This window comes from Providencia sp. PROV076, from assembly GCF_028483405.1.
GTDB classification, from domain to species: Bacteria; Pseudomonadota; Gammaproteobacteria; order Enterobacterales; family Enterobacteriaceae; genus Providencia; species Providencia huaxiensis.
The window spans coordinates 16,558-31,813 of sequence record NZ_JAMPRR010000013.1 but is presented as its reverse complement, the minus strand read 5'-3'; the positions used below and the strand labels follow the sequence as shown (position 1 = coordinate 31,813).

General features: G+C 38.0%; 14 protein-coding genes and 1 pseudogene. 5 read left to right on the top strand and 10 right to left on the bottom strand.

Annotation, left to right across the window (positions count from 1 at the left end; translation table 11 throughout):
- Positions 1–21: 21 nt before the first annotated feature.
- Both PSF67_RS09170 and cls read right to left on the bottom strand, forming a co-directional pair.
- Positions 22–354 carry an HI1450 family dsDNA-mimic protein gene (locus PSF67_RS09170; protein WP_272676810.1) on the bottom strand — a complete coding sequence of 111 codons (333 nt, stop codon included), beginning with the start codon at positions 352–354 and terminating at the stop codon, positions 22–24.
- 22 nt (positions 355–376) lie between these two features.
- On the bottom strand, positions 377–1,837 hold the full coding sequence (gene cls / locus PSF67_RS09165) for a cardiolipin synthase (protein ID WP_102138641.1): 1,461 nt from the start codon (positions 1,835–1,837) through the stop codon (positions 377–379).
- Positions 1,838–2,123: 286 nt separating this feature from the next.
- On the opposite strand from cls, the gene PSF67_RS09160 reads away from it, so the two are divergent.
- Both PSF67_RS09160 and PSF67_RS09155 read left to right on the top strand, forming a co-directional pair.
- Complete coding sequence (locus PSF67_RS09160) at positions 2,124–2,297, top strand: YciY family protein (protein ID WP_004254127.1); 174 nt, start codon at positions 2,124–2,126, stop codon at positions 2,295–2,297.
- A 126-nt stretch (positions 2,298–2,423) separates the two neighbouring features.
- Positions 2,424–3,143, top strand: a complete 720-nt coding sequence (locus tag PSF67_RS09155; protein ID WP_272676809.1) for a TonB family protein — start codon at positions 2,424–2,426, stop codon at positions 3,141–3,143.
- Between the two features lie 82 nt (positions 3,144–3,225).
- Here the strand turns inward: PSF67_RS09155 and yciA are convergent, their stop codons facing one another.
- On the bottom strand, positions 3,226–3,660 hold the full coding sequence (gene yciA / locus PSF67_RS09150) for an acyl-CoA thioester hydrolase YciA (RefSeq protein ID WP_102138639.1): 435 nt from the start codon (positions 3,658–3,660) through the stop codon (positions 3,226–3,228).
- 289 nt (positions 3,661–3,949) lie between these two features.
- Here yciA and PSF67_RS09145 point away from each other — a divergent pair, with 289 nt between their 5' ends.
- Complete coding sequence (locus tag PSF67_RS09145) at positions 3,950–4,147, top strand: YqaE/Pmp3 family membrane protein (protein WP_004911118.1); 198 nt, start codon at positions 3,950–3,952, stop codon at positions 4,145–4,147.
- A gap of 58 nt (positions 4,148–4,205) precedes the next feature.
- Here PSF67_RS09145 and PSF67_RS09140 read toward each other — a convergent pair whose 3' ends face one another.
- Positions 4,206–4,763, bottom strand: coding sequence for a septation protein A (locus tag PSF67_RS09140; RefSeq protein ID WP_102138638.1), 558 nt, complete (start codon positions 4,761–4,763; stop codon positions 4,206–4,208).
- Positions 4,764–4,988: 225 nt separating this feature from the next.
- Between PSF67_RS09140 and PSF67_RS09135 the strand changes: the two genes are divergently transcribed.
- Positions 4,989–6,791, top strand: coding sequence for a SulP family inorganic anion transporter (locus tag PSF67_RS09135; protein WP_166264900.1), 1,803 nt, complete (start codon positions 4,989–4,991; stop codon positions 6,789–6,791).
- A 55-nt stretch (positions 6,792–6,846) separates the two neighbouring features.
- On the opposite strand, the gene PSF67_RS09130 is transcribed toward PSF67_RS09135, so the two are convergent.
- A complete protein-coding gene (locus PSF67_RS09130; RefSeq protein ID WP_102138636.1) occupies positions 6,847–7,599 on the bottom strand; it encodes a YciC family protein in 753 nt (250 codons plus the stop codon).
- A gap of 404 nt (positions 7,600–8,003) precedes the next feature.
- On the opposite strand from PSF67_RS09130, the gene ompW reads away from it, so the two are divergent.
- Entirely contained in the window at positions 8,004–8,642 is a 639-nt protein-coding gene (gene ompW / locus PSF67_RS09125) for an outer membrane protein OmpW (RefSeq protein ID WP_195697161.1), read from the top strand.
- Between the two features lie 344 nt (positions 8,643–8,986).
- Here the strand turns inward: ompW and PSF67_RS09120 are convergent.
- The 5 genes and pseudogenes from PSF67_RS09120 to trpCF form a co-directional block, all read right to left on the bottom strand.
- Positions 8,987–10,404 (bottom strand): annotated as a pseudogene (locus PSF67_RS09120) (ShlB/FhaC/HecB family hemolysin secretion/activation protein).
- A 199-nt stretch (positions 10,405–10,603) separates the two neighbouring features.
- Entirely contained in the window at positions 10,604–11,320 is a 717-nt protein-coding gene (locus PSF67_RS09115; protein ID WP_272676808.1) for a two-partner secretion domain-containing protein, read from the bottom strand.
- Positions 11,321–11,820: 500 nt separating this feature from the next.
- Complete coding sequence (trpA, locus tag PSF67_RS09110) at positions 11,821–12,627, bottom strand: tryptophan synthase subunit alpha (RefSeq protein ID WP_181489773.1); 807 nt, start codon at positions 12,625–12,627, stop codon at positions 11,821–11,823.
- The gene (gene trpB, locus PSF67_RS09105; protein ID WP_195697159.1) at positions 12,627–13,817 is read right to left on the bottom strand and encodes a tryptophan synthase subunit beta; all 1,191 of its coding nucleotides are present in this window, start codon (positions 13,815–13,817) and stop codon (positions 12,627–12,629) included. Before trpB ends, trpA begins: the two co-directional genes overlap by 1 nt.
- 62 nt (positions 13,818–13,879) lie before the next feature.
- The gene (gene trpCF / locus PSF67_RS09100; RefSeq protein WP_272676807.1) at positions 13,880–15,256 is read right to left on the bottom strand and encodes a bifunctional indole-3-glycerol-phosphate synthase TrpC/phosphoribosylanthranilate isomerase TrpF; all 1,377 of its coding nucleotides are present in this window, start codon (positions 15,254–15,256) and stop codon (positions 13,880–13,882) included.

Sequence of the window (15,256 nt, the reverse complement as noted above, 5' to 3'; positions counted from 1 at the left end):
CAAAATGTCCCTTTTAATCGATTATTTCTTCCACAAAATATGGTGAAACGGTTTGGAAGGGTGGCGGCTAATCAATATGCGAGCAAAAATATCGTCTAATTCGGCATCCGGGCTTTGAGCTAAGCCGATAACGACTTCACTTAGTTGCTCTAATTCAATGTTATCATTAATAATATCTTGCCAGTTATGACTAAAAGGCACAATTTCTGCGGCGCCTAGCTCTTCAAACTGCAAAGCAAAAATTAATTGGTCAGCGGGCTCTAGATTCTCCATTGCCCCGTCAAGAAAAAGGTCATAAGCCATTTCAATGATGTCGTCTTCATCGATTAAAGGTGTATTTTGTATTTTGGTCATGACCTTTCCTAATAAACTTAATTTATAACAATGGACTAAAGAAATAACAAATGCGCTCAACGACACGGTTCCAGAACGGGCGTTGTTCCCACTCTTCGATTTCTAAACGCGTTGAACGTGCAATATAATCATACTGAACTAGCGTGAGATCGCTACCAAAACTTTTATCATCAATGACCACGGTGATTTCAAAATTGAGCCATAAACTTCGCATGTCAAGATTGACTGAACCGACAAGGCTGAGCTCGCCATCCACTAATACGCTCTTGGTGTGCAATAAGCCATCTTCAAATTGGTAAATCTTAACGCCAGCAGCTAATAATTCACTGTAAAATGAACGGCTTGCCCAGCGGACAAGGAATGAGTCATTCTGCCTTGGCATAATAATGCTGACATCTACACCCCGCATTGCTGCTGTACAAATTGCATGCAAAAGGTCATCGCTAGGCACAAAATAAGGGGTAGTCATGATCAGTTGTTTGCGTGCAGAGAACATCGCGGTCATCAGCGACTGTTGAATCAACTCATCAGGGAAACCTGGGCCTGAGGCGATAATTTGTGTTGTATGCCCATTAGCCTGTTCAAAAGGCATAATATTACTATCAGGCGGTGGTGGAAGTACGCGTTGGCCAGTTTCCATTTCCCAGTCAAAAGCATACACAATGCCTAATGTGGTACTCACAGGGCCTTCCATACGCACTAAAATATCAACCCATTCGCCAACCCCTGAATCTTGCTTAAAATAACGGGGGTCAACCATATTCATACTGCCAGTATATGAAATATAGTTATCGATAACGACTATTTTACGGTGTTGACGTAAATCCATACGACGCAAGAAGAAACGCATCAAATTAACTTTTAATGACTCTACAAACTCAATACCAGCAGCACGCATTTTTTCAGGGTAATCGTTACGGAAAAAATGCCAACTTCCCGCGGAGTCCACCATAATTCGGCACTTAACACCGCGTTTAGCGGCATTAAGTAAGGCTTCGGTAACCCCATCGACTAAACCACCAGGCTGCCAAATATAGAATACCATTTCAATTGAGTGCTGAGCATTATTGATATCATTGACAATTGCTTTCAATGAATCTTCACAAGTGGTCAGAAGTTGAATCCTGTTACCTTTAACCCCCGCGATACCTTGGCGTTTTTCAATTAACTGAAATAATGGTTCAGCAACAGGGCTGTTATCAGTGGCAAAGATATGTTTTGAATTTCGCAGATTTTCTAACCATGTGGCTACAGATGGCCACATGTCATGAGCTTTATCGACTCGACGTTTACCAAGATGAAGCTCACCGAAGGCGACATATGCAATAATTCCGACCAATGGCAGGATATAAATAATCAGGAGCCATGTCATGGCTGAGGTGACAGGCCTTCTTTTGACTAAAATGCGAACTGTAATTGCTGCAATAATTAGCCAATATAGGAAGAACAGAAGCCAACTCATAAGTGTATAGACGGTTGCCATAACGGGTCAGATGCCTCACTGATAAGAAAAAGGTTCAAAAAAAGATAGTTTAGCTAAAAAACTGTTAGCAAAATATCAACTTAATAGAATTTAGCAAAATTCTGCAGTAAAAGCTTCGTGAAATAGCGTAATTTGTTAGGAAAAATAGTTTTATTAGTTGATCTTATCATCATGAAATTAAAAGTGGTGCACTGAAATGGCATAAAAAGTTCCTCTTGGTTCTTTTTTTCAAAGGAATATAATATTTTTTTCTAATAATTTTTAGACGATAAAAGGACACAATTAAATGAGACGTAGTAGGCATGAAGTAGGGCGTTGGCGTATGTTAAGACAATCCCTACGTCGCCGTAGACGCTGGTTAGAAGGGCACTCAAGGCGAAACATGCGCATCTATGCAATGCGTAAAATTGACATTTACCATCGTCGACATTCCCTACTTTTTACCCAATGGATTGAGTAAGGTTATTACAGTGTACACTCACATTTTTCACTTTGTATGACAAACCTTATTGAATATGATTGCTATTTGCATTTAAACTATCAGTCATATTCTTTTTGGTTGACAGGTGTAGGGTAGAAATTGCATATGCGTTGGATGCGTTGGACTTTAATTATCGTCGTTTCATTATCTATTCATGCGGGTCTTGCAATGGCATGGATTTTTAATCAACCTAACTTGGTCAGAGACCCTGAACCATTGACGATTGCTATGGTTGCTTTTGCCGCCCCTGAGCCTGCTTCTGAGCCCGTTGAGCAGGTTGAAACACCGGTAGAGCCCGAACCGGAGCCCGTTATAGAGCCCGAACCCGAACCGGTAGTTGAACCCGTCATTGCATTACCTAAGAAAAAGCCTGAGGTGAAGAAAAAGCCTAAGCCAAAACAGGAAGAAAAGAAAAAAATTAAAGAAGATGTTAAGCCAGTTGAGAAGCAATTGGCGATGAATAATCTTAAATCAGACGTCATTGCACCGAAAACGAATAATAGCCCAATAAAGACTGCAAACAATACAGGGGCAAGTAATAGTCAATCGACTAAGAAAAGTGGCCCTAGGGCTCTGCATAAACAAGCTCCTGCTTATTCAGAACGTGCGCGTCGTTTAGGTAAAGAAGGGTATGTGAAAGTTCGCTATGATATCAATGATGATGGCCGAGTGACAAATATTGAATTTGTTGAAGCTACACCTAAAGGGCTATTTGAGCGAGACGTAAAACGCGCAATGAACCGTTGGACTTTTGAAAAGCAACCCGCAAAAGGCTACGTGACTGAAATTTATTTCAAATTGGATGGCACTGTTAGTCAAGTCTAATGGATATTATTGGGCTGTACAAAAAAGCACCACAGCGATGATGGTGCTTTTTGTTTTTTACATAATGAGTGGAGTAGAAAACTTATGCTTCGTTAGTTTTTTGATCTGAACTTGCTAACTGAAAATGTTGTTTTTCTTTGGGTAATGAACGTGGGGTGCTATCGTCATTAACGGCAACATAGGTGAATACTGCATCAGTTGCACGATAACGTTGGCCAACAGGCTCCGTTGCGACTTTTTTTACCCAAACCTCAATATTAATGGTAATTGAGCTTTTCCCTGTTTTTAGACAGCGTGCATAACAACAAACAACATCGCCTACGGCAACGGGTTTTTGAAATTTAATGCCGTTTACCGCCACAGTGACCACACGCCCTAGCGCAATTTCTTTTGCTAAGATAGCGCCACCTATATCCATTTGTGACATCAACCAGCCGCCAAAAATATCACCATTTGCATTAGTATCTGCAGGCATGGCTAATGTACGTAAAACTAACTCACCGTTCGGCAATTGCATATCTGACTCGTATTAAAAGGGTTATTACTTTTGATTTTGCATTTATAACAAATTACATATGCAATAGTAAACTGGAACCACTCAGTTATTGATTGATAATAGCTATTTAATTGAATTGCTGCAAAAATAAGATAAATATGATACTCATTATTAATAAACGACGTCTAAATTTGGAAAGAAAATCAATTTTTGCAAAGAAACAGCAAGAAGTGTTTTTCATATTTAGTCAATTGATTGAATTGGCTATACTCAATAGTATGAAATTTATTTATTTACTTAGAGGTATGAAATGAGATTGTTATTGGCAATATTATTACCTTGGTTGCAATTTTTTACGATAGGGCGTCCTTTTGCTGGGATCATTTGCTTAATCTTACAAATTACGCTTATTGGTTGGTTACCTGCCGCTATTTGGTCGGTATATGCGCTATCACAGTACAATACAGATAAAAAGATTGAAAAAGCATTTGGTGACAAACGCTATTAACATATAAAAAAACCTGCTAATGGATATGCAATTAGCAGGTTTTTGACGCTATTTTAAATTATTCTTCGTGATTTTCTGCAGGCTCTTTAACCATATTTTTAAAAATATAGACCACACTCAATACTGTAAATATTAGTGTTCCTGCTGTCAGACCAAAGACTTTGAAATTGACCCAGATATCTTGAGCCATCCAAAAAGCAACGTAAATATTCAGCAATGCGCAGAAAATAAAGAAAATAGCCCATGCACTATTGAGTTTGGTCCAATAACTATCGGCTAATTTTATTTCTTGGTTACTGCCTAACATTCGCTGAATTAAAGGCTTCTCAGTAAACCATTGGCTGAAGAGTAGTGCGCCAGCGAATGCACCATAGATAATAGTGACTTTCCACTTAATAAATGCATCACTATGGAAAATAAGCGTTAAGGCAGCAAAGCCCATCACGATTGCACAGGTAATTTTTGCAACTTTTTCAACTTTCTTATAGATAAGATAAGTTGCTAATAATGCTAAAGGGGTGGTCACCATTAATGCACCACTCGCATAGAAAATATCGTATCTTTTATAGACAATAAAGAAGATTACCAAAGGAATAAAATCAATAAGTTGTTTCATAACAGTGAATGCAGCGCCTCAACGTAAAGGTAATAGCCTAGTTTAACCGATTTTGGCATCAATTGTTAAAAGTTTGCACCTTTTTACCAATAAACATGCTTTGTTACCAATCATATTTGCACTATTTTACGATAATTTGACTTACTTCTAGATAAACTTTATTAGTTCGGATATATATAGTATAGAAAATAATTTAACTTACTAATTTATAGGTACTTTTCCCCCATGATAAAGGCAAGGCTATTTGTCTGGATGCCAGGTTTAAAAACACTGTTTAACTATCAACGTGCTGACTTAGGCCCTGATGTTAAAGCAGGGTTGTCTGTCGCTGCGGTTGCTTTACCTGTTGCTATTGCCTATGCCGAATTAATGGGGGTGAATGCAATTGTTGGATTGTATTCATGTATTTTACCCATGTTGTTCTATGCGTTATTTGGCACGTCGAAACAATTAATTATTGGGCCTGATGCTGCAACATGCGCGGTGATTGCAGCCGCTGTCGCTCCACTCGCAATGGGGGATGAAACTGTTCGTTGGCAGCTGATTATCGTCATGAGCTTTATGACCGGGGTTTGGTGTTTGATTGCAGCAAGATTTCGTTTGGGGACTTTCGCAGATTTTTTATCTAGACCAATATTGCAAGGCTTACTAAATGGGGTCGCCCTCACGATCATCGTTAGTCAAATTAGTAAAGTATTTGGTATTACGACCTTGCCTTCAGGGTTTATTGAGCGATTAATAGCTTTTCCATTAGCGTTAGTGGAAACACATATTCCGACATTATTAGTTGCTATTGTAACATTGGTAATTACCTTAGTGATTAAGCGAGTGCGCAGTAAGTGGCCATCTTTGTTAATTGCAATGGTTTTGGCAACAGCAGCGAGTATTTTATTTAATCTTGAGCAATATGGTATTAGCACCGTTGGGGATTTAGGTGAAGGGCTCCCGCATATACCAATGCCTGATTTTCCACCAAGTTTACTCCGAGACCTTGTTATTCCATCATTAAACTTAGCCGTGATTAGTTTTGTCAGTTTTATGATGACGGCTCGCAGTTTTGCGAGCAAAAATGGTTATACCGTCGATGCAGATCAAGAATTAAGAGCGTTAGGGATGGCAAATATTGCTTCTGCTTTTGGCCAGGGGTTCGCGGTTAGTGCTGCGAGTAGCCGCACTGCGGTTAATGACATGATGGGGGGGAAAACGCAATTAGTTTCCCTCGTTGCTGCGGTAACTATCTTAGCTGTTTTACTTTTCTCCATAAATTTATTGGAATATATCCCTATGCCTGCTTTAGGGATGGTTTTAATTATATCTACTTATTCCTTGCTCAGTTTCCGTAGTATTTTTTCGATGCGTAAACGCAATAGAGAAGCTTTTTTCTTATGTGTTTTCACATTATGTGCAGTGCTGGTGGTTGGCTTGATCAGTGGTGTAGGCTTAGCGGTTCTATTGGGTTTATTGCAGTTTGTCCGGGTCATATTTAGGCCGACAGACCAACTATTAGGCGTAGATGAACACGGTATGTTGCATTCGATGACATCAGAAAATGATATTCAAGAAGTTGATGGAGTCCTTATTTATCGTTTCAATTCTCCACTCACCTATTTCAATGTGAATTACTTTAAAGAGCGGTTAAATAAACATTTAGATAATCAACGGAAGAGGCCGGCTTGGGTGATTGTGGATGCTGCCGTCAGCTTTACGCATAATGATGTGAGCGTATTTTCCACATTGAATGACATTGTGACATCTTTGAAGGCGAAAGGGGTAACTTTGGTATTAGCGGGTCGGAGAACCTCGCTTAATCGTTGGTTAGAACAAAATAAAATTAATCGTTCAGATGATGACCTATTAGTGGTACCTGATATTTATTTTGCAATTCGTTTAATTCAAAGTAAGCAACAGATCCAAATGAAATGTGTTGAAGAAAGAAAAGCACAAGAGAGCCAAAGGGATTCAGGTATATTAGAGCATGATTGTGAGAATCGAATTACACCAACGGATACTTACTCAGATAACTCTTAAAAATAACGTAAATAGAAAGGTATCTTTTGATACCTTTCTATTTTACTTAATTATATTAATTTTTAGTGATCAACATATATAAACGATAAAAGTAAATTAAAGCGAATGCGGCTACAACATTATTGAGTAAAAAAGAGATGCCATTAATAAGGATATGATTCATATTAAGGTTACCCAATAGCACACTGATAAGCATTTGAGCTGCCATCCAAATTAAAATCATCGGTAAGACAACACGCCAGTTTGCATAGGCCAATTTCCAGCTTTTTCCCATCGCACTGAAGGAGTTGGTACTTTCTGTTATTAAAATTGCTGGCGCTAAGGAAAACCCAATGGCGAGTACAATGCCGGGTAGAACCATAATTGTGATGCCTAATTGGATCAGCAGTGAGCACACGACCAACAGAAGAAACATAGAAGGTGCTTTGTTCAGTGATGATGTTATCGCTTGAAGACCTGTCATATCTTCGCCACGTGACATCCCTGAGATATAGGATAATGTGCCACAAATAAGGAGCAAGCTGCCAAGAGTAACGGAAAGAATCAAACCAAAAGAAACACGCAAAATACTGCTTTTATCTTCTTCAGATAGACTTAGGATCCAGTCTTGTAAGCCCGTATTACCAGACTCAATCATCTTACTCTGTGCTTGTGCAAGAACACCTATCATCTGTTCATTGGGGATCATCATCGCATAAATGACAAGGCTTACCACGGTGGCTAAGAGCACAATGGTGAGGAGGCCACTCAATTGATTTTTAAAGAAATTGATACTATCACTAATGAGTGAGTTGGCCGAAATGGACATGACACTGCTCCTATCTACTAACGTGATCAAAATTTTAATCTAATTGTAACTGAGTATCTCGCCTAGAGGTAGAGAAAGATAATAAAAATCGGGAGGTTAAGAAAAATATATTGTTCATGATGCTCGAATTTAATTAACTAAAAAAATGAGCCTATATAAATTGTATTTTTTATGCATGTTTAAATATTGAAATAAATATTTATATTTAGAAATCAAATTTTTATTTTGTTAGTTACTTTATAAAAATTGATTTAAATCAAAAATAAAAAAACAATAAATGGAATAATAAATCCATATTTATTGGTTTACCTATAAATTAGTAAAAGATGTGATCTTGATTTGAACATCAATTTAAATAATAAGGTATATTTTCCTAAAATAAAAACATAGGAATGGGATTGATAATGAAAAAACTCACTGCGCTTGTATTAGCTGCTGCAACTTTAGCTCCAGCAGTTTCTATTGCTCATGAAGCTGGCGACTTTATTTTCCGTACAGGTACTGCAACGGTACGTCCAAATGCGGGTTCTGAAAATGTATTAGGTTTAGGTTCATTTGATGTTAATAACAATACTCAATTAGGTTTAACATTTGGGTATATGATTACTGATAATATCGGTGTGGAATTATTAGCAGCAACTCCGTTTGAACACAAAGTTGGCGTAGGACCGTTAGGTACAATTGCAACTGTTAAACATTTACCACCAACTTTAATGGCGCAGTATTATTTTGGTAGTAAAGAAGATAAATTACGCCCTTATTTAGGTGCCGGTGTTAACTATACCTTCTTCTTTGATGAGAAATTTAACTCAACAGGGAAAGCTAACGGTTTATCAGATCTTGATTTATCAAGCTCTTGGGGCTTTGCAGCACAAGCAGGTATGGACTACATGCTGACTGATAACTGGATGCTGAATGCTTCAGTGTGGTGGATGAATATTGAAACTGATGTGAAGTTTAAGCATGAAACATTGGGTAATCAAAAAATTGATACTCGCCTAGACCCATTTGTATTTATGTTTGGTGCGGGTTACCGTTTCTAAGAATTTGATTGGACGCAATACAGGTACTACCTGAATTCTGAAGGATTAGAGAGAAGTAGGAAATCCGAGAATATTCGTATTCTCGGATTTTTCAATTACTATTAAGTTTGAACATGCGCTTAACAAATGGCCATCATAATAATAACAAATTATGATGATGATATTTATAATATGTTAATTAGTGTTATAGAGTGATAATAAAGTAAAGGTATTTATTGGTTGTCACTATTTAGGTTGATTAATAAAGATTAAATAAAATATTGAGACTAACTACCTTGAAATAAAAAAGCCGAATACAGGAGCATATTCAGCTTTAAGATATTATTCAAATTTGCAATATTAAATTACCAAAACCACTGCACGTTTAACCCAGCATTGACACTGCTAGTTTCATATTCATCCGGCTTATAAAGTGGTACACCTAGAAATAAGTCATGACTGAATATATTAGCATTACCTCTCATGCCTATAGCCGTACCTAATAATTGGTCATCAGAATAGAGGCCTAGTGGATAAACACCTCCAAATATTCGGCCATAGTCAAGTGCGTAGTAGGGATAAAAGGAGAAGCCAGGGATATAAAAGTTAAATTCATTTCGTAAATAAAACCCCTTATCTCCGATTAGTGAAAACTCTTCATCAAAACCACGTACAGTCCAACGGTTACCTAACGAGAATTGATCTTGGATGGTTAAACGGTCTCGTGAATATTGTACAAATAATTGTGGGTTATAACTCATCACAAAATCATTGAACGCAAAAGGGAGCATTCCTGAAACATCGAGAGTGAATAGTCGCCCCATGGTGCTGACATCACCGTATTTCATATCCCAGCTTTCATCGGCTCCAAACCAAGGTACGTTACGTTGATAGTAAATTGAAGCGTCAACAGTTGAGTTATCAATATTCTGTCGGTGGTTAACGCCAAGCTTCAGACTGGTTAAGTCGCGTTGTTGTGAAAGTAAGGTGACATCTTCTAATTTATATTTTGATTTACGCTTAATTAGTTGAATAGATGCGGTATCTTTATAAGTTTGTCCACGTAAAATACATTACTTGCTGTCGTATTATAATATTTACTATCACCATAGTACTTATAGCTGAGTACAGAGTCATTAATAGTTTGCTTATAGTCACTTTTACTTGCGTACAATGAGAAAAGCCAATAATTATAGGGAACAGCATAATAAATAGAAGCATTGCTGGTGCTGTTTCGCGCTTGGTTTTTTGCATTTTTTCCTGCAGATACATATAAGGTATCGTTTAAACTCGTTAGGTTATTAGCATACAGAGTCACCCCGACTTGATCTTTACCCGTTTGGCGACTTCCTGAGTTGTTGTAATATCCACCTACGTTAAAGTGAGATGATTTCTCTCTTTGTATGGAAATATCAGATGTGGAAAGCTCTTTACCCGGCGCTAGCTTTATATTCACTTTAGCACCCGGTATCCGTTCAAGGTTCTCTAAACCTTGTTCGATGTCACGGATATTCAGAATGTCTCCTTCTTTAGCAGGCATAATTGCCCCTAAAGTAATATAAGTATCGCTACCTTCAGCAAGTTTTACATTCGCCACTTTACCTGGAATAATTTGGAGCGTTAAAGTTCCTTCACTGATGTTTTGTTCAGGAATATTAACCCGAGTTGTTACATAGCCTGACTTAATTATTTTATCCTGTAGGCCTTTAGCGAGTGTTTCTACACCGTTAATACCAATACAAACACCAACGACTTGATTTGCATATGTCTCTAAAGGTCGCATTGATGGGAGCTTTGGCTCGGAAAGCAAAATAACTCGTTTCATTTCAAAGCAGTCTTTCTCATCATCAAAAACTAAAATATTGTTTGCTTGTTCTCTGTTTTTACCTAAAACGTCTTTAGTTTCTAATTGTGTTTGTTGCTGACGAGATCTATCTTGTGTTGCTTGATTATTGATCTGTTGATCAATGATTTGTGCAGTATTACCTGATACGTATAATGGAAAAGATAATAAAGTTAGTTGCATCTGCATCAACAAAGTTATTACCAGTAATAACATTAATTTCTTTAGCTGTAATATTTCCACGAATAACTGCCGAACGAGCGATGATATCTGTTGGTGAGTCTGACTGTAGACGGTTGTTAATCGTGATTTGGCCATTTGAAACGTTGTAGCCAAGAATATCACCACCTGCAACAATAGGAATGCCCGTTGTTAAGGTTGCTCTATCTGTATTAATAAAACCACAGTTATTACATGTAATACCCGATGGGTTAGCAACAATAACTTGAGCTTTATTTCCACCAACTTCAATCATACCGCTTAGTGTACTAGCTTTATTTGAGTTGACTTCATTTAGAATAACGGTAGCAGGGCCATTACCATTATTTAAGTTAAGGTTACCATTTATTTGCCCACCTAATACCGTATTACTGCTGGTCGCACTGTTATTTAAAATAACGCCTTTTTGGTTAACGTCAAATTGGTTATAGATGTTATGAGAAACACCTTTATTACTCGCACCATTAATATTAACAATAGTAGGGCCATTGTTTTGATGAATGACGCCAGCACCATTAATGTTATTAATTGAAGCGTGGGCAACAGAGGCTGAACCTAAAATAACAGAGACACTTAAAAAAATAGGTTTAATTCTCAACATTGGATGACTGCTGGAGTTCTTAGCGAAATGTTTCATATATATCCCTAAAATAGACTATAGATAAAATAAAAATAGTTAACTTAAATTCCATTAAAGCTTGGTGATTATGCAATATACTGATTATTATTAAAATTTAATTGTGTTAAAGTTGAGAAGGGTAAATAAAATAAGAGTAAAGCTCCTATATTGCTATATATATAGCTATTTATACGTTTGATTATAAAATAATAAATGATATCAATGGGTAATATTTACTCTGCTATGGTTTTGGTAAGGGTAATTATCAAAGTAGTAATGCGTAGCCACTACTTTGAATAAATCTTGATTTGGTAAGTTTTTTTTATGATTGAGTGAGCTAGTAATTATAATGAAAAATAAATTACGGTTATTTAGAGTATATAAATATATGTAAGGGAATTTAAGTTAAGAAGTGATTGTGTGAAAAATGAACTTGTCATTTTATCTCTTTATAAAAATGTTTTGAAGCAATCAAGCCATTAATTTTAAATATGGCTTGATTACTATTTATTCTTTATCTATTTTTGTGTTGCTGCTTTCATTTTTACAACAAACTCAGTTAATAAATTAAGCATGATGTCAGGGCGACTAAGATTATTTTCAATAATTTTAACTACCGCAGAACCTGATATTGCACCAGCTGCACCATTTTTAATCGCCTCTTTTACCTGTTCAGGCTCTGATATTCCAAAGCCTTGTAGGGCGGGAGCTGCGCTATATTGGTTTAATTCACTCAATAAATGGGCCAATGGCGTTTCAGCACGTTTTTCTGTGCCGGTCACACCTGCACGTGATACTAAATATGTATAACCTTGGCTATATTTTCCAATTTGTTGAAGTAGCTCATCACTAGCATTTGGTGGACAAATAAAAATAGGCGCAATGTTGTGAGCTCGTGCAGCTTCACGAAATGGCTGTGATTCAGACATAGGAACATCTGCAACTAATACCGAGTCAACGCCTGCTTTTTCGCAGCGAATATAAAAATTTTCGATGCCATTGGTAAATACTAGATTTGCATATACTAATAACCCGATAGGAATAGTAGGGTGTTTTTCTCTAATGCGGCTGAGTAATTCGAAACAAATTGTCGGGGTGATTTCACTTTTAAATGCACGTAAATTCGCATTTTGGATAGTTGGGCCATCTGCCAGTGGATCGGAAAAAGGAATACCAATCTCTAATGCATCAGCACCACCAGCAATCAAGGCATCGACAATTTTTAATGATAATTCAGCATCCGGGTCACCTAAAGTGACAAATGGAACAAATGCGCCTTGGTGGTTCTGAGCTAAACGTTCAAAAAGTTGGGTGTAGCGTTCCATTAGATTTCTCCTTTGCTGGCTAAAATATCATGTACTGTAAAAATATCTTTATCACCACGGCCAGACAAATTGACGATTAATAACTGTTCTTTATTCGGTTCTTTCTCCGCCATTTTTAATGCATAAGCGAGAGCATGAGATGATTCTAGCGCAGGAATAATCCCTTCCTTACGTGATAATAATTTAAACGCATTTAAGGCTTCATCATCGGTAATGGAAACATATTCTGCGCGACCAATACTGTTTAAATGGGCATGCTGAGGCCCAACGGAAGGAAAATCTAATCCTGCAGAGATGGAATACGACTCTTCAATTTGACCTTCACTGGTTTGCATCATCGGTGATTTCATACCAAAATAAATCCCGACACGACCATGTTTTAATGGAGCGCCATGTTGCCCTGATTCAATCCCTAATCCTGCAGGTTCAACACCAATTAATTTCACACTTTCTTCTGGAATAAAAGAGGCAAATAAGCCTATTGCGTTTGAACCGCCACCGATGCATGCAACTACCGCATCGGGTAAACGGCCTTCTTTTTCGAGAATCTGTTGTTTTGCTTCGTCACCAATCATGCGTTGGAATTCACGTACAATTGTTGGATATGGGTGAGGCCCTGCTGCTGTCCCTAATAAATAGTGTGCTTTATCATAGCTGCCAGACCAGTCCCTTAATGCTTCATTACAGGCATCTTTCAAGGTTGCTGAGCCACTGTGAACAGGAATGACTTCAGCGCCCATCAATTTCATACGAAATACGTTGGGAGATTGGCGTTCAACATCTTTTGCGCCCATATAGATACGGCATTTCATGTTCAATAATGCACAAGCAAGCGCTGTTGCAACCCCATGTTGCCCAGCGCCAGTTTCTGCAATAATTTCGCTTTTCCCCATTCGCTTAGCCAGTAGTGCTTGGCCTAATACTTGGTTTGTCTTATGGGCGCCGCCATGTAATAAATCTTCACGTTTTAAATAGAGTTTTGTTTTTGTACCTGCCGTTAAATTTTGGCACAACGTGAGTGCAGTCGGGCGACCTGCATAGTTTTTTAGCAAGTCGTGAAACTCACGAATAAATTCAGCATCATTTTGTGCGTCGATAAACGCATCTTCTAATTGGTTTAATGCGGGAATAAGAATTTCTGGGACATATTGTCCACCAAACTCGCCAAAATACGGATCTAATTTGCTCATTATCGATTGTCCATTTTATCAGTTACATTAATTGGTGTTGGAGTTTTATCTTTTGTTGTGTATTAGTGAGCCGTTGATTCGGCTAACAACGCTGACAACACCAAATTTATTTTTTGTTCGCTTTTTATACCAGGTTCAATTTCAACCCCTGAATTAAAGTCTAATCCGTTGCACAGTAACTTTGCCGCGTCTAGGCAGTTATCAGGGGTAAGCCCGCCCGCTATCATTAATTTCTGTGTTGTGAACGAGGGGGTTGCTGACCAATCGAAGGTTTTGCCAGTTCCACCGGAGCCATTATCCAGCAGTAACACATCAATACCTTGTGTGTCGTAGTCATTTAAAGTCGTTCGTGACATATCGAGTGCTTTCCAAACTTCACAGTAGCTTGGTAGAAATGTTCTTAACGTATTGATATAAGAAGCATCTTCTTCACCATGTAATTGCACAGCAGATAAAGCAAGCTGTTTGGCGATATGGGCAACAAAGTCGGCAGATTGATTGCGGAAAACACCGACATATTTTAACGGCGCGGCATGGATGATATTTTGCGCCTGTGACAACGTCACTTTTCGGGGGGAGGTTTCAGCAAAAATCAACCCGCCGTAGTGTGCTCCTGCTTCAAATGCGGCTTTTGCGTCTTGTTCGCGGGTTAAACCACAGACTTTATGTTCTCCTACTAACAAGCTTCGAATGGCTTTATCTAGGTCAGCTTGCTCCATTAATGCACTACCAATTAAAAAACCATTCGCAAATTGTCTTAGCGACTGAATATGTTGATGCTGATGAATACCTGACTCACTGATCACAATGGTACCCTCCGCTAAGCGGGGGGCGAGTTCACGAGTTCGATTTAAATCAATAGAAAGATCACGTAAATCGCGGTTATTGATGCCAACAACCTTGGCTTTTAACCGGATAGCTCTCTCTAATTCTTCCTCATTACTGACTTCCGTTAATATTCCCATACCAAGTTGATGAGCAACTTCAGCTAATGCTATATATTCATCATCATTTAAGACAGATAACATCAGTAAGATAGCATCCGCTTGGTAGTAACGTGCAAGGTAGATTTGGTATGGGTCAATGATAAAATCTTTGCATAACACGGGTTGCTTTACGGTATTACTGACAATCGTTAAGTAATCCATTTTCCCTTGAAAATATTTTTCATCAGTAAGAACAGAAATCGCAGATGCGTAGGGTGCATAAGTTTTAGCTATCATTGCAGGGTCGAAGTCAGCACGAATCAACCCTTTTGAAGGAGAGGCTTTTTTGCACTCTAAAATAAAAACAGGGCGTTTTGCGCTTAGTGCGTGATAGAAACTACGCTGACTAGGCTGAATATCAGCAATAAAGCTCTCTAACGGTTGTTTGCCTTTGCGTTCGATTAAATAGTCAACTTTATCATCAACAATTTTTTGTAAGACTGTCGCTTTCAT

Excerpts from the sequence above, each read along its gene's own strand:
- trpA (WP_181489773.1), bottom strand. The coding sequence starts at position 12,627 with ATGGAACGCTACACCCAACTTTTTGAACGTTTAGCTCAGAACCACCAA.
- PSF67_RS09130 (WP_102138636.1), bottom strand. The coding sequence starts at position 7,599 with ATGTCCATTTCGGCCAACTCACTCATTAGTGATAGTATCAATTTCTTT.
- PSF67_RS09170 (WP_272676810.1), bottom strand. The coding sequence starts at position 354 with ATGACCAAAATACAAAATACACCTTTAATCGATGAAGACGACATCATT.
- PSF67_RS09155 (WP_272676809.1), top strand. The coding sequence starts at position 2,424 with ATGCGTTGGATGCGTTGGACTTTAATTATCGTCGTTTCATTATCTATT.
- cls (WP_102138641.1), bottom strand. The coding sequence starts at position 1,837 with ATGGCAACCGTCTATACACTTATGAGTTGGCTTCTGTTCTTCCTATAT.
- PSF67_RS09140 (WP_102138638.1), bottom strand. The coding sequence starts at position 4,763 with ATGAAACAACTTATTGATTTTATTCCTTTGGTAATCTTCTTTATTGTC.
- PSF67_RS09135 (WP_166264900.1), top strand. The coding sequence starts at position 4,989 with ATGATAAAGGCAAGGCTATTTGTCTGGATGCCAGGTTTAAAAACACTG.
- ompW (WP_195697161.1), top strand. The coding sequence starts at position 8,004 with ATGAAAAAACTCACTGCGCTTGTATTAGCTGCTGCAACTTTAGCTCCA.
- PSF67_RS09160 (WP_004254127.1), top strand. The coding sequence starts at position 2,124 with ATGAGACGTAGTAGGCATGAAGTAGGGCGTTGGCGTATGTTAAGACAA.
- PSF67_RS09115 (WP_272676808.1), bottom strand. The coding sequence starts at position 11,320 with ATGAAACATTTCGCTAAGAACTCCAGCAGTCATCCAATGTTGAGAATT.
- trpCF (WP_272676807.1), bottom strand. The coding sequence starts at position 15,256 with ATGAAAGCGACAGTCTTACAAAAAATTGTTGATGATAAAGTTGACTAT.
- trpB (WP_195697159.1), bottom strand. The coding sequence starts at position 13,817 with ATGAGCAAATTAGATCCGTATTTTGGCGAGTTTGGTGGACAATATGTC.
- PSF67_RS09145 (WP_004911118.1), top strand. The coding sequence starts at position 3,950 with ATGAGATTGTTATTGGCAATATTATTACCTTGGTTGCAATTTTTTACG.
- yciA (WP_102138639.1), bottom strand. The coding sequence starts at position 3,660 with ATGCAATTGCCGAACGGTGAGTTAGTTTTACGTACATTAGCCATGCCT.